This is a genomic window from Mesorhizobium sp., assembly GCF_024509055.1.
In the GTDB taxonomy this organism is placed as follows: domain Bacteria; phylum Pseudomonadota; class Alphaproteobacteria; order Rhizobiales; family Rhizobiaceae; genus Mesorhizobium.
Window position 1 is genome coordinate 15,601 of the sequence record NZ_JANINM010000208.1, and the last position, 18,707, is coordinate 34,307.

Here is an 18,707-nt window from a genome sequence, read left to right on the forward strand (position 1 = left end):
CGCGGTCGGCGTCACAATATTTGCTCAGGGGCAGGGCGCGGCGCCGTCAGCCTTATCCTTTCCTTAAACGGTGAATGCGAGTTTCAAGCCAGTTAAGGAGTCACCTGCAAAGCAGGGGCAGTTCACGACCGGGTACGAGTACGTTGAGTTCGATGACGGCCAGATACGTTCAATTGCCTGGCGCGATAGCCGCCGGCTGTGAACGCATGGTTCATCCGACTGTCGCGGGTGAGGGTGAGCGCTTGCGCCAGCGCCGCTTCATCGGCGTCATGCTGGCCGCTCCCTTCCTGGCCGCTGGCGCGGCGGTAACCTTGGTCACCTCGAGCCTTGGCGCGGCCGTCACTGTGGCGGCGATCTTCGCTGCGTTCGGTCTTTGCTGGTTCGCGGCTCTTCTGGTTGCGGCCACGGGCCACATGGCATTTGCCGCCCGGGCCGCGGTTGCGATTGGCGGCCTCGCGCTTGCCGGCGCCATCGCCGCGGCAGGCGGGCTGGCTTCGCCGGTCGCGTTGCTCGCAGTGGCGTTGCCGTTCGAGGCGTGGTGGATCACCGGTTCCAGGCGCGCGGCGTTTGCCGGGGCGTTGGCAGCGCTTGCCGCCATTCTGGTGCAGCCCTTTGCCGATGCATTCATTCCCTTCCATGCCGGCGTCGTCGCCTGGCACTGGTTGCTGCCGGCGGCCTGGGCCCTGACGCTGTTGCCTCGGGCGGCCTCATTTTCCGATCCGGCCAGCGCGCGGGCCGCGCAGCCCGCCGGCGATCGCCTGGAAGAGATCATCGAGGCCGTGGTGCTGCGCGTCGGCCGCCAGGGCGAGGTGCTGGACGCTTCTGCCAAAGCGCGCTCGATTCTCAAACTGGCGCCGGAGCTTCTGTTCGGCACCGGCCTGTTCGACCGCGTCCACCTTTCCGACCGCGTCGCCTATCTCTCCGCGCTCGCAGATCTGCGCGACGGCGCGCCGCGGCGCAGGGTCGACCTCCGTGTCCGGCTGCCGCGCGATGGCGCCGGCACGGCCGACAATTTCCAGCCTTTCCGACTCGAACTGATGCGCGGTGAAAGCGATCAGGACATCTTCACGCTGGTGCTGCGCGAAAACGACGATGTCGCCGCGCTGCGCGAGGAACTCGCCACTGCCAAGGAGACGGCCTCGGCCTCTGAGGTGTCCAAGGGGCGCTTCCTGGCTGTTGTCAGCCACGAGCTGCGCACGCCGCTCAACGCCATCATTGGTTTCTCCGACATGCTTCTGCATGAGATGTTCGGCGCCTTCAGCGACCCACGCCAAAAGGAATATGTCGGGCTGGTCAGGGATTCCGGCCAGCACCTCCTGTCCGTCGTCACCTCGATCCTCGATGTCTCGCGCATCGAGGCGGGCGCCTATGCGACCGAGCTGGAGCCGTTCCGCTTCGTCGAGGCGGTCGACATGTGCCGCTCGATGATGCGGCCGCTGGCAGAGGCCAAGTGCATCGGCATCGCCGCGCAGATCGCGCCGGACACGGGCGAGGTCAACGCCGACCGCCGCGCCATACAGCAGATCCTGATCAATCTTGTTTCCAACGCCGTGAAGTTCACGCCCGACGGCGGCGACGTGGTGATCGGCGCCAAACGCGTCGGCTCGCGGCTGCATTTCTGGGTCAGCGACACCGGCATCGGCATCGCCGAAGAAGATTTTGCCAATCTGGGCAAGCCCTTCACGCAGATCCAGAACGACTATACGCGCCGTTTCGAGGGAACCGGGCTCGGCCTGTCGCTGGTCAAGGGCCTCGTGGAACTCCACGAAGGCACGATGTCCATCGAGAGCGCGCCGGGCGAAGGCACCACGGTGACGATCAGCCTGCCGGTCAATGGGCCGAAGCGGCGCGCCGGCGCGCCCTCGGACGGCGTGCTGGCCATGCCTGCGGCGAAGCCGAAGGGGGATGTAAATGGGGAGAGGAATGGCGCGCTCCGCAAAACGGCCTAAGGTGGTCGAGCCCGAGCGCAGCGTCCTTGTCGACGGCGCGGTTGCCGTCGGCGAGATGATTTCGCGCAATCCGGTGCTGGTCGGCGGCTCTACCGCCTTCCTGGTCACGCTGTTCTACGTTTCCGCCAACGCGCTCTGGTATCAGCCCTTTCCGCACACCGGCGCATTCTTCGCCACCCGCAGCATCGAGAATTTCCCGCGCAACGTTTCCAACGAGCCCGAGACCACTATCAACATCGTGCGCCAAGCCCCGGCCATCAAGCCGGATCCGATCGTTCAGGAAGTACAAGGCATCCTGAAGGATCTGAATTTCTACGCCGGCACTGTCGATGGTGTCACCGGTCCCGCGACCCGCAAGGCAATCCAGGCCTATCAGTCGAAGGTCGGGCTGCCGGCGACCGGCGAGATCGACAACGCGCTGCTCGACCAGCTCGGCTCCAGGCAGACCACCTCGGCCATTCCGCATCCGGCGCCGCGTCCCGACAGCACCGCGGCAGCCCCGGCCTCCGCGCCGGTGCCGATCCCGGTTTCAGCGCCGGCCAATGGCGCGGCCCCCGACGCCCGCATCGTCAAGATCCAGGCCGGCCTCAAGGCTTTCGGTAATGACGACATGCAGCTCGACGGCAAGGTCGGAGCCCGCACCAAGGCCGCGATCAAGGAATTCCAGGCGCTGTTCGGACTGCCCGAGACGGGCGAGCCGGACCAGGCCGTCTACGTCAAGATGCGCGAGATCGGCCTGACGAACTGACGGAGCGGCCTTATCCGTTTCGGTTCGTCGGGCGATGCTGTAAGCAGCCGGGCACACCATCCGGAGCCTTGCCATGCGCGTGACCACCGATCTTTGGGTGTCGGCCCTTGTCCGCCGCGTCTTCGGCGCCGGCGGCTTTGCCGCGGTGGTCAAGCGCGGCGCGACGGAGGCAGGCGCAGTCTTCGTGCTGTCGCGTGGCAGGCTGGGGGAGGTGGCTCTCTACGGGCCGGCGCCGCAGACGAGCTACGATTCCGCCAAGCCGGACGAACGTTTCTTCACCTTGCTCGATACCAGCGACGACGGCTTGGCGTTCGACGCGCGCCTTGAAAAGGAAAAGAGGTTCGACCCCGACATCTGGGTGGTCGAGATAGAGGCCGGGGCAGTGCCGGTCGAAGAGCTTCTGTCGGTGAAGGCCGATTAAGGTTCGTCTCAGGAGGCCTTGAGACTGGCGGACGCCTCGTCGCTGTTCGACGCGTCACGGCGCTCGGCGTCCGGCGCATTGCCACGTATGGCCCGCGACAGCGTTTCGGCTTTCCAGGCCCGCACCTTGTCAATCGCCGCTTCGCGGTGCAGCAGCCGGTAGCGATCGAGAAACAGCCGGATCGCCTGCGGATGCGGGAACTCGCCGGGATAGACCGCGACCGCGATCAGGAAAGCCCTGTCCTCGCTGAGGTCGAGGGCTCGCAGGGCCGCAAGCAAGGCCGCGTAGCCCGATTGCTCGGTCACCGAACGCGCGATTGAAAAATCGATCTGCAGCGCATCGGCAAGGGCAGTCTGGAAGAAGGCGGCATTGCCGGTCAGCGCGGTCTCGCGCAGCTTCGCGTAGGCGGACTGGCCGAGGAAGGTGTTGACGGCGACGCCTTCGCCCGCAGGACGCATCATCGAACGGAGGCGGCGGCGGGCGTTTTCGGCGCCTTCGCCCGGGAGGGGATGGTTGTCGTCGGTCTCACCAACGGACTCCGGCTTCGCCGGCGCCAGCCTTGTCACCGTCTCCGCCGGCCGGGTTTTCACCAGCGTCGGCCTCTCCAGCGCGCGGATCAGGTCGGCGATGGTCGGGTTGAGCTCCTTGCGCCGCGCGATCGCGCGGGCGTGCGGCAGTCCGTGGCGGCCGATCAGCGCGATGAGGTCGATGTCGCTCAGCGCGTTGGAGCGGGTGAGCAGCGGCGCCGCGATCTCGACCGGCTCTTCGGCGAGCCTCCGCACCAGCGCGGCCGGCGCATATTCGCATTCGGACAGCGCGGCCGCGACATAGCGACGGGATTCGACGGACACGTCGTTGAACAAGGGCAGCGTCAGGTCCTCGAGCTGGGCGATCTCACGGCGCGATGGACGTGTCAGCGAGCAGAAGGCCGACACCGCGGCGCGGAACAGCCTTTCGGCTTTTCCCGCTTCGGTCCTGATAGCGATTTGCCTGAAGTCCGAAGAAGACACGGAGGATACGCCCGATACTCGACACAATCCTGGCCCCGCTCGATCCGGCTGTGCCGGTTTCGCGTCTCCAGGGAACAAACATCAAATTAGCGACGATCCGTTAGCGCTCCGTTAACCCTCTGCCCGCCTTAATCAACTTTGGAGGCGTTGCGTTGTGCTCCGGGAAAACCGAGAGGAATGCGCATACCATGGGCATGGTCCTGTCATTTGTGCCGAGAGCGGCACCTGTAAATCGGGTAAATCACGACACCAACACGGCGGCGGCGGTCATCATTTTCCCCGGCGTCCGCTACGAGCCGCGGCCACAGGTCGGCGAGGCGCGTCCGGGCGGCCCCGACAAGCCGGGCTCGCCGCGACCACCGGTTCCCCACCACTGACCGGCCGAGATCCTTAGTAGTCCTGCAACTCGCAGGCGCTCTGCTCGAGGAAGCGCGACACGATGGGCTTCCAGCTTTCGTCGGGCACGAAGGCGCGGACGACGAATATGCCTTCCTCGATCGGCGCCTCGACGAAGATCGCGCCCTGCAGGTCCTCGGGAAGATCGCGCCGCACATCGATCATCTGCGCCGGTGTCAGCACCACGGTGTCGAGCTTGTCACCGTTCGCATTGTGGTCGTTGAAGGAATAGATGTTGTGGCCGCTGCGGTCATAGACCGAGACCGACCAGAACGGCACGTCGCCGGGCGCTCTGATGCGCACCATGCCGTCGGATAGGTCGAAGCGGCAGGCGGCTGCGTAAAACAGCGGATCCACCGACTTCACCACCGGCGCGCCGCCGGCCTCCGCGTCGAGGCGCGTCATCTTGTAGAGGTCGGAGGCCATCGCCAGCCGCGACCACGCGTCCCGCTCGGAGAACTCCGGCACCAGGAACAGCACCACGATGTGCACGATGCCGGCGCCGAGCAGGCCGAGGATGAGCGCGTGCAGCAGCCTACGCATTGCAGCCAGCCTTCAGGATGCGCGGCAGCGTCACGTCGGACAGCCCGGTGCTCGAGGCGATCGGCGTGTCGTAGAAGGTGAGCACGAAATACATCTTGCCCGAGCCGCTGGTGAGCAGCCAGTTGCCGGGGGCGGGGCGGTTGCCGACGGAAATGACGACCGTGTTGTCGGGCTGGCGCAGCACGTCGTAGGATTGCAGCGCCGCGAGCCTTGCCTTTCCGGTGTCGATGACGCCGAGCGACTGGTCGGCGGCATAGAGTGTCCAGAATCGGGCGGTCGGATATCCACCCGAGATCGTGTAGGCGCATTCCCGCTTCAATGGCTCGCCGGCCTCGTCGTGCTCGGCGACGAAGGCGAGCCCCTCGGCCTGCCCGAGCGCCAGCACGCCCTCACGCGCCACGCGCGCCTTCGAGTAAGGGTCGGCGGCTTGCGTCCCGATTTCGGGGAAGGCGGTCCATTGGCCGATGCGGATCGCGCCGACGCCATCCTGGGCGTTCAGAGCGTACCAGACGCTGTAGCCGCCCAGCCCGATGGCCATGGCAAGCGAAAGCAGCGTCAGGATGGCGTTCTTGAGCATGAAGAGCCGGGTAAGAGGAGGTTTCTCGGGATATCGCGGCGCGGGGTGCCGTGGCAAGCCGGCTTATCCTTAAAGCGCCGATAGCGTCTCCGGAGGGGCGGGAGCGTTGAGTGCGGGGGCTGCCTGGAACACCTTGGTCATGTCCCTCAGCGTCTGCGTCGTCCGGCCGGAGAGCACCGGCGGTCGTTCGGCCTCGGCTTGCGCCGTGGCATCGGCGGACTCCTTCTTCGCGGCCTCTTCAGCCTTCGCCGCAACCTGAGGGTCGACGAAGGGGTGGTCGAGACCCGGGATCGGCTTCAGGTCGATGTTCTGGTGCGCGTAGACCATCAGCCGCTGCCAGACCATCGCGGGCAGCGAACCGCCGGTCATCTTGTTGGTCGGCGAGAAGTCGTCATTGCCGAGCCAGACAGCGGCCGTGTAGTTGCCGGTGAAGCCGACGAACCAGGCGTCGCGGTAGGACTGGGTGGTGCCAGTCTTGCCGGCCACCACGATGTTGGGCAGTTGGGCGCGGCGCGCCGTGCCGATCACCGGCACTGCCGCCAGCATCGTATTCATGTATTTCAGCGCCGTTTCCGACAGCACGCGGTGCGGCGGCGGCGCGTCCTTGGTCCAGTCATACACCACCTCGCCGGTGCGAGTGACGAGCTGCGTGATGCCGTGCCTGGAGCCGACGAAGCCGTTCTGCGCAAAGACGCTGTAGCCCGTCGCCTGGTCCATCACCGTCATGAGCGAAGTGCCGAGCACCATGGTCTTGTGCGATTCCAAGGGCGATTCGACGCCCATCGATTCGGCCATCGCCTTGATCGGCGCGATGCCGAGATGGTCCTTGGCAAGCCGCACCGGCACGGTGTTGATGGACTTGGCGATCGCCGTCAGCAGCGTCACGTTGCCTGCCGATCCGCCGCTGTAGTTGTGGGGCGACCAGTTGCCCCAGCTGACGGGGCCGCCCGAAACCACCGAGTCCGGCGTGAAGCCATGTTCCATGGCGGTCGCATAGACATAGGGCTTGAAGGAAGAACCGGTCTGGCGCAGCGCCTTGGTGGCGCGGTTGAACTGGCTGGCGCCGTAGTCGCGGCCGCCGACGATCGCGCGCACCGCGCCGTTGGTCTCGATCACCACCACCGCGCCTTCGGAGACGTTGTACTCCTTGCCGAACTGGCGGAGATGGAATTCGACCGATTCTTCGGCCGCCTTCTGGATGTTGGCGTCGAAGGTGGTGTGGGCGACCAGCGAATGCTGGCCGGTCTTAGCAATCTTCTTAACCTCGTCGAAGGCCCAGTCGAGGAAGTAGTCGGGGCTCTTCTGCTCGCCGCGGTCGACGACGTCGGCCGGATGCAGGCGGGCCTGCAGCACCTGGCCCTCGGTCATGAAGCCGGCGTCGACGAGGTTGGACAGCACCACATTGGCGCGCGCGCGGGCAGCGGGCAAATTGATATGCGGGGCGTATTTGGTCGGCGCCTTGAACAGGCCGGCAAGCATCGCCGCCTCGGCGAGGTTCAGGTCCTTGACGCTCTTGCCGAAATAGAAATCCGCCGCCGCCTCGATGCCGAACGTGCCGCCGCCCATATAGGCGCGGTCGAGATAGAGCTGCAGGATCTCCTTCTTGGAGAGATTGGCCTCCAGCCACAGCGACAGGAAGGCCTCCTTGATCTTGCGCTCGAAGGTGCGCTCGTTCGACAGGAAAAGGTTCTTGGCGAGCTGCTGGGTGATGCTGGAACCGCCCTGGACCACCGAATTGGCGCGCACATTCTCGAAGATCGCACGCGACAGGCCCAGTATGTCGATGCCGTAATGGTCGAAGAAGCGCCGGTCCTCGGTGGCCAGCACCGCCTTGATGACATGGTCGGGCATCTCGTCGACCGGCACGGAATCGCGCTGGATGATGCCGCGCTGGCCGATCTCGTTGCCGTAGCGGTCGAGGAAGGTGACGGCGAAGTCACCCTGGTTGCGCCAGTCGCCGGCTGTGATCTGGAATGCCGGCATGGCGAGTGCGAGCAGCACCACGAAGCCGCCGGCGCCCATGGTGAAGCCTTCGCTCAGCACTTCGATGATGCTGCGCCGCCAGCCATGCAGCCGGAAACGGCGTGAAAAGATGGTGGCCGCTTCCCAGAATTCGCGGGCCTTGAAGCCGATCTCGTAGAGCGAGGAGTCGAGCCAGGCATCGACGGCAAGAGCCGCTGAGGCGATCCGGCCTCTTCTCTTGCGTGGTTTCGATGGACTTGCCATTTACTGACTTGCGCCCCAATGCACTTTCGACCGAAAACTGCATGGACAGTTTCGCGTGCCACCCCTGCACGACTAATCGACCATTTTAGCACCGCTCACAAGGGCAGCGAAGCCACACACAAGCTTTGTTGAACGCTAAGGTTGATTGTGCTTACGAAGCGATATCACCGCGCTGCGATGAAGCGCATGAAATGCGCCACATCCGCCTCGCTCGGCTCCAGGCCGGTGAAAGAACGCAGATAGGCGGCAAGGTGGCTGACCCGCGCCTCGACCGGCTCCTTCAGGTCGAGCACGTAGTAACCGATCTGCATGTAATAGAGCACGCGCGCCCGGATGAAGGCGTCCTCGTCGTCATAGCCGTGCCGGCGGTACATGTCTCGGATCGCAGTCAGGCGATCGTCGTCGGCCTTGTCGATCATGCGTCGCACGTCGTCAGAGCGCCTGGCCCATTCGCGGATGGCGAAATCGAGCCTCGGATCGAACAGCCGCTCGTCGGCCCAGCATTCGAACACGTTCATCACGCCCATGATGATGGTCTCGGACGGGCGCCGGGCACGTTCGATGATCGCCGTGGTGTTGGTGTCGTGCCAATGCGCGAGCAGATGGTCGAGCAGATCCTGCCGGCTGTTGAAATACCAGTAGAAGCTCGAACGCGAGACGCCGAGCTTCTGGCCAAGCGTAAGCACGCGCACGCTCCCGATGCCGTCCGAGATCAGCGTGCGCAGCGCGAGGTCGATCCAGTCCCGGCGCGTCACCTTGATGTTGCCGGGCGTCTGTTCGTCCCGGAGGGAAGTCATCGTCATGGCCGCACAATAGCCAAGGTGCGAAGCAGTGCGCAAGCTCTGGACAGAAGTGTCTAGACACAAATGTCCAGACTGTGTATCGTAGCGCCTTCAACGAGAGGGAGAGACTCGTGAAGTCGCACTATCGCGCAGTCGTCATCGGGGGAGGCGTCGTCGGCGCCTCGGTGCTCTATCACCTCACGCGCTTCGGCTGGAGCGATGTCGCGCTCATCGAGCGCGCCGAACTGACCGCCGGCTCTACCTGGCATGCGGCGGCCGGTTTTCACGCGCTGAATGCCGATCCCAATGTTGCGGCGCTGCAGGACTACACGATCAAGCTCTATCGCGAGATCGAGGCAGAGTCCGGACAGAATGCCGGCCTGCACATGACCGGCGGCGTCAACATGGCGAGCGACCCGCAGCGCTGGGAGTGGCTGAAATCGGCCTGGGCCGTGTTCCAGTCGGTCGGTATCGAAACAGCCCGGCTGGTGACGCCGGAAGAGATCAAGGAGATCTGCCCGATCGTCGATGTCAGCGACGTGCTTGGCGGCCTCTACGATTCCAACGAAGGCCACCTCGACCCTTACGGCACGACGCATGCCTATGCCGGCGCCGCGAAGAAACGCGGCGCCGATGTCATCCTGCGCAATCGCGTCGTCGAGTTGAAGCAGCGCGCCGACGGCGGCTGGGACGTTGTCACCGAGAAAGGCACTATCGTTGCCGAGCATGTCGTCAATGCCGGAGGTCTCTGGGCCAAGCAGGTTGGCCTCATGGCCGGCGTCGACCTGCCGGTGACACCGATGGAGCACCACTACTTCGTCACCGAGGACATTCCCGAGGTCGCCGCGCTCGACAAGGAACTCGGCCTTGCCGTCGATCTCGACGGCTTCTCCTATCTGCGGCAGGAACGCAAAGGCGTGCTACTCGGCGTCTATGAGCAGAACCCCAAGCACTGGAACATGGACGGCGCGCCCTGGGATTACGGCATCGAGCTGATCCCGGAGGACATCGACCGCATCAGCCCGGAACTCTCCCGGGCCTATCAGCGCTTCCCTTGCCTCGCCAACGCCGGCATCCGCAAATGGGTCAATGGCGCCTTCACCTTCACTCCGGACGGCAATCCGGCGGTCGGCCCGGTCAGGGGGCTGAGGAACTACTGGGTCGCCTGCGGCGTAATGGCCGGCTTCAGTCAAGGTGGCGGCGTCGGCAAGTCGCTCGCCGAATGGATGATCTATGGCGAACCGCAGGCCGATATCTTCGGCATGGACATCGCCCGCTACGGCGCCTTTGCCGCCAATCGCGAATATCTGCGGCAGACGACGGGCCAGTTCTACGCACGCCGCTTCGTCATGACCTTCCCCAACGAGCGCTTGCCTGCCGGCCGGCTGCTGAAGCGCCCCGGCGCCTATGACGGCATGACGACCGCCGGCTGCGAATGGACGGCATCGTGGGGGTTGGAAATCCCGGCCTACTTCGCGCCGATGGGCTTCCGCGAGGAAACGACGCTCAAGCGCTCCAACGCCTTCGACATCGTTGGTGACGAAGTCCTGCAGGTCCGCCGCGCCGCCGGCCTCGTCGATACCACCGCCTTTTCGCGCTACGCCGTGTCCGGGCCGAGTGCCGAGGCCTGGCTTGACAGGCTGCTCGCCTGCCGGTTGCCGAAGCCCGGACGCGCGAAGCTCGCGCCGATGCTGGGGCCTGACGGCAGGTTGAAGGGCGATCTCACCGTGCTCAACTGGGGTGGTGGCGAATACTGGATCATGGGCTCCTATTACCTCAGGGAGTTCCACATGCGCTGGTTCGAGGCGCATATGATCGACGGTGTCTCCGTCGCCGACATTTCAGATTCCGTGTCGGGTTTCCTCGTCACCGGACCGAACGCGAGGAAGATCATCGAGCGCACGACGCATCAGGACATTGCGGCGCAAGCCTTGCCCTTCATGGCCTGCGGCGAGTTCGACATCGGCATGGTGCGCGCCCGGGTGGCAAGGCTCTCCATCGCCGGCGAACTTGGCTTCGAGATCAATTGCCCGGCCACGCTCCATTCGACCCTGCGCGAGACGTTGCTAGCCGCCGGCAAGGACCTCGGGCTTGCCGAGATCGGCTATTACGCTCTGGGGTCGCTGCGGCTGGAGAAGAGTTTCGGCATCTGGTCGCGCGAGTTCACCCAAGGCTACACGCCCAGCCAGACCGGGCTCGACCGCTTCATCGCCTTCGACAAGGGCGATTTCATCGGCCGCGAGGCCGCGCTGAAGGAGCGCGAGGCGGGCGTCTCGCGACGGATCGTGACGCTGGAGATCGATGCCGTCGACGCCGACGCCAGCGGCTTCGAGCCGGTCTGGCACAAGGGCCGGCGCGTCGGCTTCGTCACCTCCGGCGGCTACGGCTACACGATCGGCAAGAGCGTCGCCCTGGCGTTGGTGGATGGCGATTTCGCCGGGGAGGGGACGGAACTGTCGGTGCACATTGTCGGTGTCGAGCGGCCGGCGCGCGTCATCGCGGCCTCGCCCTACGACCCCGAAGGCAAGGCGATGCGGCAATAGGGAGGATTGGGCATGGTTGACAATGCTGCACGCGACAGACGCGAACGCCGGCGTGGACGCACGGGCGAGGCCGGCACCGAGTCGAGCCGCCACACCGACTATCGCTCGCTGAAGAACCCGTTCCTGCCGCAGCCGGTCTTCTCGGACGACCAGGTCGCCGCGATCCACGACACCGCGCTGCGCGTCCTGGAAGAGCTCGGCATCAAGGTGCTGCTGCCCGAAGCCCGCGCCATCTTTGCCAAGGCCGGCGCGCTGGTCGACGAGGACAGCCAGATGGTGCGCATCGGCCGCGACATCGTCACGGCGGCGCTTGCCTCGGCGCCCCGCTCGATCCCGACGCGTGCCGGCGACCGCTCCCGCGATCTCGACATCGAGCTCGGCACCATGACCTTCCTCGCCGGTTGCGGCGCGCCCAACGTCACCGACCTGGAGCGCGGCCGGCGGCCGGGCACGCTCGCCGCCTTCGAGGACTTCATTCGCCTGGTGCAGCATTTCGACGTGCTGCACATGCTCGGCCCCTGCATCGAGCCACAGGATGTCGACAACCGCTTCCGCCACTACGCCGTCAACCGCGCGCAACTGACGCTGTCCGACAAGCTGCCCTTCGTCTTCGCCCGCGGCACGCCGCAGGTTGAGGACGGTTTTGAGATGATCAGGCTGGCGCGCGGCATCTCCGAGGATGAATTCCGAGCTGCCGCGCATTGCTACACCGTCATCAACACCAACTCGCCACGCCAACTCGACATCCCGATGGCGCAAGGCATCATCGATTTCGCGCGCGCCGGGCAGGTGTCGATCATCACGCCCTTCTGCCTGGCCGGCGCCATGGCGCCGATCACGGTCGCCGGCGCGCTGACGCTGCAGCATGCGGAGGCGCTGGCCGGCTTGACGCTTGCCCAGGCCGTGCGTCCCGGCGCGCCGGTGATCTACGGCTCATTCTCCTCCAATGTCGACATGAAGTCCGGCGCGCCGGCCTTCGGCACGCCCGAGCACGTCAAGGCGACGCTGGGGGCAGGCCAGCTTGCGCGCTTCACCGGCTTGCCCTGGCGCTCGGGCGGCGGCAGCGCCGCCAACATTTCGGACGCTCAGGCAGCGCATGAGACGCAGTTCGCCCTGTGGGGTTCGGTGCTTGCCGGCGCCACCGTCTGTATCCATGCCGCCGGCTGGCTGGAAGGCGGCCTCAGTGTCTCCTTCGAGAAGCTGATCACCGATATCGAGGCGCTGCAGACCGTTGCCGAGCTCTGCGCCAGGACGCCTGGCGACGCCGACGCAATCGGCTTCGATGCCATCGCGGAAGTCCAGCCCGGCGGCCACTTCTTCTCGGCCGCCCACACCATGACGCGCTACCGCACCGCCTTCTACGAGCCGCTGGTTGCCGACTGGTCGAATTTCGGCAACTGGACGCAGGCCGGTTCCAAGACCGCCACCGAGCGCGCAACCGGCGTCTGGAAGCGGATTGTTTCCGATTTCCAGCCGCCGGCATCCGCCATCGCCACTGCCGGCATGCTCGACGACTTCATAGCAAGGCGCACTGAGGAGGGCGGCGCGCTGCCGGTTTCGTAGTGCCGAAAACGTAATATTATCGAGACCTTCGCCGTTCACGCTACAGTCGCGGCGATTCGTGATCTGGCATCGGATCGCGGTCGCGGTTACGTTGCCAGCTCTTGCGGGTGACGATGCGAAGGACTTGTTGGCGATGGACGGGAAATGACGGCGCCTGGCGATCTCATGCAGGCCTTGTTCCTGAGGCTGAAGAGCGACGCGTCGCTGTCGGCGCTGCTCGGTGGAGCGGGTCTGCTCGAACGCGCCAGCGACAAGGCGGCTTTTCCGCATGTCACCTATGGCCGGACCAGCGCCTTCAATCTGGAAACAGGCGCCGACAACGACAATGACCAGCTTGTCACCTTCCACATCTGGTCGAAAACCCAGGGTGAGGCGGAGACGCGCCTGATCATGGACAGCATCGGGGCGAGGCTGGACGGCGCGGCGCTGTCAATCGGCCCGCGCGGCCAGACCCGCCTGTCGCTGGAATTCGCCGAGGCGCGTTACGACGAGGACCTTGCGGTTCATCACGGCTTGATGCGCTTTCGCGCGCTCACGCAGGATGCCGCCTGAAAGGTCGGCGCCGGAGTCAGAGCTGCGCCTGGATGGCGGCCTTGTCGATGACTGACCAGACCTCGCATATCTTTCCGTCCTGGAACTCGTAGAAGACGTTCTCGGCAAACGAAATGCGCTTGCCGTTGACCGGCAGGCCGAACAGCATGCCTTTGGGCTGGCAGTCGAAATGCAGGCGGCTGGCGACGCGCGGTGGCTCGCAAACCAGCAGCTCGATTTTGAACCGAAGGTCGGGAATGGCCTGGAAATCGCCCTCCAGCATGCCGCGGTAGCCCGAACGCCCGATCGTCTCGCCATTATACTGGACCTTTTCGCCGACGAACCGGCCGAGATTGGTCCAGTCCTGCGCGTTCAGGCAGGCGATGTAACCCCGGTAGAGATCGGCAAGATCGTCATTCGTCATCGCGTTTCCCATAGTCATGGCGTTCTACTGCCCTAGCTAGGGCAGGGATAGCGGATCGGCATCCCAAATCGGCACCCCAAAAGGCGTAGCGGGGCAGCCGATTTTGCGGTTATGAATTCGACGCTTGGCCTAAGGGGCATTGGCCGGCATGATCGCGGTTTTCGTCACGCGTTTAGGGGGTAGGGCGGCCATGGATTCTCGACTGATCACCGTTCATTTCACGTTCAGCACGGATGCGTTAGAACCGTGATCATGAAAACGTTCCGCTCCCATCTCCGCACCGCGATACTGGCGCTTGCCGCAGCCGGCCCTTTCGTGTCGCAGGCGACGGCTGAGCAGGCCGTCGACCCGACGGCCGACCAGCCCATCGTGGTGGCCGCCGGTGACTGCTACGCCATCGGTCAGCAGGTGGCCGCTGAGAATGGCGGCACGCTGGCCAAGGCCTCGCAGGCGACGCGCGGCGGCCAGCAGGTCTGCGTCGTGGTCGTGCTGGTGCCCGGCAAGGACGGGCAGCGTCCGCGCCGCTCGGAGATCGTCGTTCCACTGAACTGACTAGGCTGAAGTTTCCCAGGCCGGCGGAATCGGCCTATATCTCTCCCCTCAACAGGCTACAAATCATGCGCGTGCTCGTCGTCGAGGATGACAAGGATCTCAACCGGCAGATCGGTGATGCTCTGGTCGACGCCGGCTATGTCGTCGACCGCGCTTATGACGGCGAAGAGGGGCATTTCCTGGGCGATACAGAGCCCTATGACGCCGTCGTGCTCGATATCGGCCTGCCGCAGATGGACGGCATAAGCGTGGTCGAGCGCTGGCGTCGCGGCGGCCGCAAGATGCCGGTACTGATCCTCACCGCGCGCGACCGGTGGAGCGACAAGGTCGCCGGCATCGACGCGGGCGCCGACGACTATGTCACCAAGCCCTTCCACATCGAGGAGGTGCTGGCTCGCGTCAGGGCGCTGATCCGCCGCGCCGCCGGGCATGCCTCGTCCGAGCTCACCTGCGGTCCGCTGAGGCTCGACACCAAGGCTTCCAAGGCCGATGTCGACGGCGTGCCGCTGAAGCTGACCTCGCACGAGTTCCGGCTGCTCGCCTACCTGATGCACCACATGGGCAATGTCGTGTCGCGCACTGAGCTGGTCGAGCATCTCTACGATCAGGATTTCGACCGCGATTCCAACACCATCGAGGTTTTTGTCGGCCGGCTTCGCAAGAAGATGGGCATCGACATGATCGAAACCGTGCGTGGCATGGGCTATCGCATGCGTGAGCCGGAGGCGTGACTCGGAACCGCTGACGCCAATCGTTAGGACGCGGCTTTCGAGGCTGCGGCTCTTGCCGCGCTCGCTGACCTTCCGCGTTATCGGCTTTTCCACCGTCTGGGCCATCCTGACGCTGGTGGTCATCTTCACGCTCATCACCACGCTCTACCGCCAGGCCAGCGAGCGGGGCTTTGAAAGCCTGCTTTCGGCGCATCTGTTCAATCTGATCGGCTCGGTCGGCATCTCGGACAATGGCGCGCTCACCGGCTCGCCGGACCTCGGCGACCTGCGCTTTTCCGAGCCGAATTCCGGCTGGTACTGGTCGGTGGAGCCGGCCTCGGAAGGGGTCCATGGCGAGCTCCATTCGTCCTCGATGACGACTTCGATCCTGTCGCCGAGCGTCGCCGAGGTCCCGTTCAACTCGAACTTCCAGCGCAGCTACGCCACCGAGGGCATCCATGGCGAGGAATTGCAGGTGTTCGAAAGCGAGTTCGTGCTCGATGCCAAGAACCGTGCCGCGCGCTTCCGCGTCATGGGCAATCATACCGAGCTCGAACAGGAGATCGCCAGCTTCCAGCGTCGCCTTCTCACCTACCTGTCTCTCTTCGGCGTCGGCATGATCGCCATCAACGCCATCGCCATCCTGCTCGGCCTGCAGCCATTGCGCCGCGTGCGCAATGCGCTTGCCATGGTGCGCGAGGGCACCGCGCAGCGGCTCGATGGGCGCTTTCCCGCCGAGATCGAGCCTTTGGCCAACGAGACCAACGCGCTGATCGAGAACAACAGGCGCATCGTCGAACGCTCGCGCACGCAGGTCGGCAACCTCGCCCACTCGCTGAAGACGCCGCTGGCGGTGCTCATCAATGAGGGCCGGGCGCTTGGCGGCGCCAAGGGCCAGCTTATCGCCGAGCAGGCTGCCTCGATGCAGAAGCAGGTCGACCACTACCTGCAGCGCGCCCGCGTCGCCGCGCAGCGAGACAGCGTCGTTTTCCGCACGCCCGTTTCGCCGCTGGTCGAGCGCATGGTGCGCGTGTTGCAAAAGCTCAACCCACAGGTGAAACTGACGCTGGCGTTGCCGCCGGCCGAGATCGTCTTTGCCGGCGAGCGCGAGGATCTTGAGGAATTGCTTGGCAACCTGCTCGACAATGCCGTGAAATGGGCCAAAGCTTCTGTTTTTGTCTCTGTCGCCACGGTTCCGGGAAGCGCCGGCCTGTTCGAGATCGTTATTGAGGACGACGGCCCGGGCATTCCCGAGGACAAGGCGCGCGAGGCGCTGAAGCGAGGCAGGCGCCTCGACGAGACGAAGCCCGGTACCGGGCTTGGGCTCGCCATTGTAGCCGACCTCGTCAACGAGTATGGAGGCGCCCTGGCGCTGGAACGATCCGGCATGGGCGGCTTGAGGGCGGTGGTTGGATTGCGGAGCCTCCAGTGATGAATCCCATTGATTTCCGCGCGGCGGCGCGCGGCCAAATTTCCGACAAATATCAATACTATGGCCTCGACATCCTCCCCGATGACGCGGCCCCCAGCTCATCCTGCTCAAGAGAACCGGTTGTTGGCATGAAGATTCGCGTCGCGCTCGTTTCCGCCCTGCTGGCCGTTTCCGGCTGCACCACAATGGGCAAAGGCGGGCCAGGCTCCCCCGCCACGCCCGTCTCCACCCTGCCCTCCGGCGGCAAGGTCTCGACCAGCATCGTCTCTGCGATGAATGGAGGGCTCATCGGCGGATCGATCGGCTCGGGCCTGAGCGATGCCGAGAAACGCAAGGGGCTCGAGGCCGAGTATAAGGCGCTGGAATACAACACCAGCGGCCAGAAGGTAACGTGGAAGGGCGACAGCGCCAACCACTATGGTGAGGTCGTCGCGGCCCAGCCTTACCGGGTCGGCTCGCAGGACTGCCGCCAATACACGCATACCGTCTATACCGGCGGCGCCGGCACTACCGCGCGCGGCACCGCCTGCCGCAATGCCGACGGCAGCTGGACGCCGCTGACCTGACGCTTTTGGGGCGGCGCTTGAACCGCCGCCGACAACCACCGGGGACGCGGCGCCGTCAAAGCGTCGCAGGATGCCTGTGTTGGCAGGGCAGGGCTCTGCCTTTATTGGAATAGCCATGCTGTTCTGGGTCATAGCCGCAATCCTCACGCTGGGCGCCAGCCTGGCGGTGCTTTTGCCGCTGGCCGGCGGCCAGAAAGGCGCGTCCAGCGCCGGCGATCACGACCTCGAAGTCTATCGCGACCAACTTTCCGAGCTCGACCGTGACATGGCGCGCGGGCTGATCCAGCCGGGCGAAGCGGAAGAAGCGCGCGCCGAGATCGGCCGCCGCATCCTGCGCCTCGGCGGGGCGGCGCCCTACAGCGAGGCGTCACGTCCCTCGCGGACCGCAAGGCTGATTGCCAGCGCCGCCGTTCTGGCCGTGCCGCTGGTGAGCTGGGGACTTTATGGCGTGCTGGGCTCTCCCGACCTGCCTTCGCAACCGCTGGCCGAGCGGCTTGCCAAGAACCCGGCCGATTCCTCGGTCGATGAATTGGTGGCCCGCGCAGAGGCCCACCTCACCGCCAATCCTTCCGACGGCAAGGGCTGGGACGTGCTGGCGCCGATCTATCTGCGCCTGCAGCGCTATCCCGACGCCGTGACCGCCTATCGCAATGCCATCCGCCTCGATGGCGACAGCGCCTCCCGCCGCGCCGGCCTCGGCGAGGCGATCGCCAACGCCGCCGGCGGTGTCGTTTCGGCCGATGCTCAGGAGGCGTTCGAAGCGGCGCTGAAGCTCGACCCCGCCAACGCCAAGGCAAGCTTCTACCTGGCGATGGGCCTGGCCCAGGAGGGCAGGAAGGCCGAAGCTGTCGCCGCCTGGCAAAAGATGCTCGGCCAGCTTGCGCCGGACTCGCCCTGGCGCGGCGCCGTCCAGCAGGCGCTCGCCCAGGCGGGCGAACCTGCGGTCGCGGCGGGCGCGCCGGCCAATGGCCCCGACGCACAGCAGGTCGAGGCGGCGCAGCAGATGTCGCCGCAAGACCGGCAGGCGATGATCCAGACCATGGTCGCCAGCCTCGACGACAGGCTGAAGCAAAATCCCCGCGACGAGGAAGGATGGATGCGGCTCATTCGTTCCTATGTGGTGCTCGGCAAGGCGGACCAGGCGCGCGATGCGCTGGGTCGTGCTGTAGCAGTCTTCGGCGCGGACAGCCCGGAGGCGAAGAAATTCACCGCCTTTGCCGCCTCGCTTGGCGTGACGGCGACGGAGTAGAGGATGACGCGCAAGCAGAAGCGATTGTCGGTGATCCTGGCGGGGCTGGCCTTCCTCGGCGCCGCCGCCGGGCTGACCTTCTACGCGCTGGGCCAGAAGGCCTCCTATTTCTACATGCCGGCCGATCTCGCCACGGCAACAGTCCAGCCCGGCCAGCGCATCCGTCTCGGCGGCCTCGTCGAGAAAGGCACCATCGTGCGCGGGCAGGGCGCGACCGTGGCCTTCTCGGTCACCGACAAGCAGAAATCGGTCAAGGTCACCTATACCGGCATCCTGCCCGACCTGTTCCGCGAAGAGCAGGGCGTCATCACAGAGGGCACGTTCGGCCCGGACGGCGTCTTTGTCGCCGACAGCGTTCTGGCCAAGCATGACGAGCGCTACATGCCCAAGGAAGTCGCCGATGGCCTGAAGGCCAAGGGTGTCTGGCAGGAAAGCAAGAGCGAATGAGCAGGTTCCGCAAAAGTGCAACGCGGTTTTGCGGCCAG

The 18,707-nt window shown here is 65.4% G+C and carries 18 protein-coding genes; 12 read left to right on the plus strand and 6 right to left on the minus strand.

From position 1 onward, the window contains the following. Nucleotides 1-206 precede the first annotated feature (206 nt). From Q0L57_RS09675 to Q0L57_RS09685, 3 genes are all read left to right on the plus strand, one after another. Entirely contained in the window at nt 207-1,949 is a 1,743-nt protein-coding gene (locus Q0L57_RS09675; RefSeq protein ID WP_296741644.1) for a HAMP domain-containing sensor histidine kinase, read from the plus strand. Then, nucleotides 1,924-2,697, plus strand: a complete 774-nt coding sequence (locus Q0L57_RS09680; RefSeq protein WP_296741645.1) for a peptidoglycan-binding domain-containing protein — start codon at nt 1,924-1,926, stop codon at nt 2,695-2,697. The genes Q0L57_RS09675 and Q0L57_RS09680 overlap by 26 nt, the downstream gene beginning before the upstream one ends. Before the next feature lie 73 nt (nt 2,698-2,770). Then, entirely contained in the window at nt 2,771-3,118 is a 348-nt protein-coding gene (locus tag Q0L57_RS09685) for a DUF1491 family protein (RefSeq protein WP_296741646.1), read from the plus strand. Nucleotides 3,119-3,126: 8 nt separating this feature from the next. Here Q0L57_RS09685 and Q0L57_RS09690 read toward each other — a convergent pair whose 3' ends face one another. The 5 genes from Q0L57_RS09690 to Q0L57_RS09710 all read right to left on the minus strand — a co-directional run bounded on the left by Q0L57_RS09690 (nt 3,127) and on the right by Q0L57_RS09710 (nt 8,673). Beyond that, complete coding sequence (locus Q0L57_RS09690) at nt 3,127-4,128, minus strand: DUF2336 domain-containing protein (RefSeq protein WP_296741648.1); 1,002 nt, start codon at nt 4,126-4,128, stop codon at nt 3,127-3,129. Nucleotides 4,129-4,518: 390 nt separating this feature from the next. After that, nucleotides 4,519-5,067, minus strand: a complete 549-nt coding sequence (locus Q0L57_RS09695; protein WP_296741649.1) for a DUF1254 domain-containing protein — start codon at nt 5,065-5,067, stop codon at nt 4,519-4,521. Then, nucleotides 5,060-5,644: a DUF1214 domain-containing protein gene (locus tag Q0L57_RS09700; protein WP_296741651.1), complete on the minus strand. Its 585-nt coding sequence runs from the start codon at nt 5,642-5,644 to the stop codon at nt 5,060-5,062. The genes Q0L57_RS09695 and Q0L57_RS09700 overlap by 8 nt, the downstream gene beginning before the upstream one ends. 69 nt (nt 5,645-5,713) lie before the next feature. Continuing rightward, complete coding sequence (locus Q0L57_RS09705) at nt 5,714-7,870, minus strand: transglycosylase domain-containing protein (protein WP_296741653.1); 2,157 nt, start codon at nt 7,868-7,870, stop codon at nt 5,714-5,716. 164 nt (nt 7,871-8,034) lie between these two features. Further along, complete coding sequence (locus tag Q0L57_RS09710) at nt 8,035-8,673, minus strand: TetR/AcrR family transcriptional regulator (RefSeq protein ID WP_296741656.1); 639 nt, start codon at nt 8,671-8,673, stop codon at nt 8,035-8,037. A gap of 110 nt (nt 8,674-8,783) precedes the next feature. Here Q0L57_RS09710 and Q0L57_RS09715 point away from each other — a divergent pair, with 110 nt between their 5' ends. From Q0L57_RS09715 to Q0L57_RS09725, 3 genes are all read left to right on the plus strand, one after another. Next, entirely contained in the window at nt 8,784-11,195 is a 2,412-nt protein-coding gene (locus tag Q0L57_RS09715; protein ID WP_296741657.1) for an FAD-dependent oxidoreductase, read from the plus strand. A 12-nt stretch (nt 11,196-11,207) separates the two neighbouring features. Continuing rightward, the gene (locus Q0L57_RS09720; protein WP_296741659.1) at nt 11,208-12,758 is read left to right on the plus strand and encodes a trimethylamine methyltransferase family protein; all 1,551 of its coding nucleotides are present in this window, start codon (nt 11,208-11,210) and stop codon (nt 12,756-12,758) included. 144 nt (nt 12,759-12,902) lie between these two features. Then, nucleotides 12,903-13,310 (plus strand): DUF3168 domain-containing protein, encoded by a 408-nt coding sequence (locus Q0L57_RS09725; RefSeq protein ID WP_296741661.1) that lies wholly within the window; start codon nt 12,903-12,905, stop codon nt 13,308-13,310. A gap of 16 nt (nt 13,311-13,326) precedes the next feature. Here Q0L57_RS09725 and Q0L57_RS09730 read toward each other — a convergent pair whose 3' ends face one another. Further along, entirely contained in the window at nt 13,327-13,713 is a 387-nt protein-coding gene (locus Q0L57_RS09730; protein ID WP_296741662.1) for an ester cyclase, read from the minus strand. A 252-nt stretch (nt 13,714-13,965) separates the two neighbouring features. Between Q0L57_RS09730 and Q0L57_RS09735 the strand changes: the two genes are divergently transcribed. The 6 genes from Q0L57_RS09735 (at nt 13,966) to ccmE (ending at nt 18,669) form a co-directional block, all read left to right on the plus strand. After that, a complete protein-coding gene (locus tag Q0L57_RS09735; RefSeq protein WP_296741683.1) occupies nt 13,966-14,265 on the plus strand; it encodes a hypothetical protein in 300 nt (99 codons plus the stop codon). A 65-nt stretch (nt 14,266-14,330) separates the two neighbouring features. Then, the gene (locus tag Q0L57_RS09740; RefSeq protein WP_296741664.1) at nt 14,331-14,996 is read left to right on the plus strand and encodes a response regulator transcription factor; all 666 of its coding nucleotides are present in this window, start codon (nt 14,331-14,333) and stop codon (nt 14,994-14,996) included. Nucleotides 14,997-15,039: 43 nt separating this feature from the next. Beyond that, nucleotides 15,040-16,407 carry an ATP-binding protein gene (locus Q0L57_RS09745; protein ID WP_296741684.1) on the plus strand — a complete coding sequence of 456 codons (1,368 nt, stop codon included), beginning with the start codon at nt 15,040-15,042 and terminating at the stop codon, nt 16,405-16,407. Nucleotides 16,408-16,535: 128 nt separating this feature from the next. After that, nucleotides 16,536-16,973 carry a hypothetical protein gene (locus Q0L57_RS09750; protein ID WP_296741666.1) on the plus strand — a complete coding sequence of 146 codons (438 nt, stop codon included), beginning with the start codon at nt 16,536-16,538 and terminating at the stop codon, nt 16,971-16,973. Nucleotides 16,974-17,088: 115 nt separating this feature from the next. Beyond that, nucleotides 17,089-18,222, plus strand: coding sequence for a c-type cytochrome biogenesis protein CcmI (gene ccmI, locus Q0L57_RS09755; RefSeq protein ID WP_296741668.1), 1,134 nt, complete (start codon nt 17,089-17,091; stop codon nt 18,220-18,222). A 3-nt stretch (nt 18,223-18,225) separates the two neighbouring features. Further along, nucleotides 18,226-18,669, plus strand: a complete 444-nt coding sequence (gene ccmE, locus Q0L57_RS09760) for a cytochrome c maturation protein CcmE (RefSeq protein ID WP_296741669.1) — start codon at nt 18,226-18,228, stop codon at nt 18,667-18,669. The last annotated feature ends 38 nt before the right edge of the window (nt 18,670-18,707 follow it).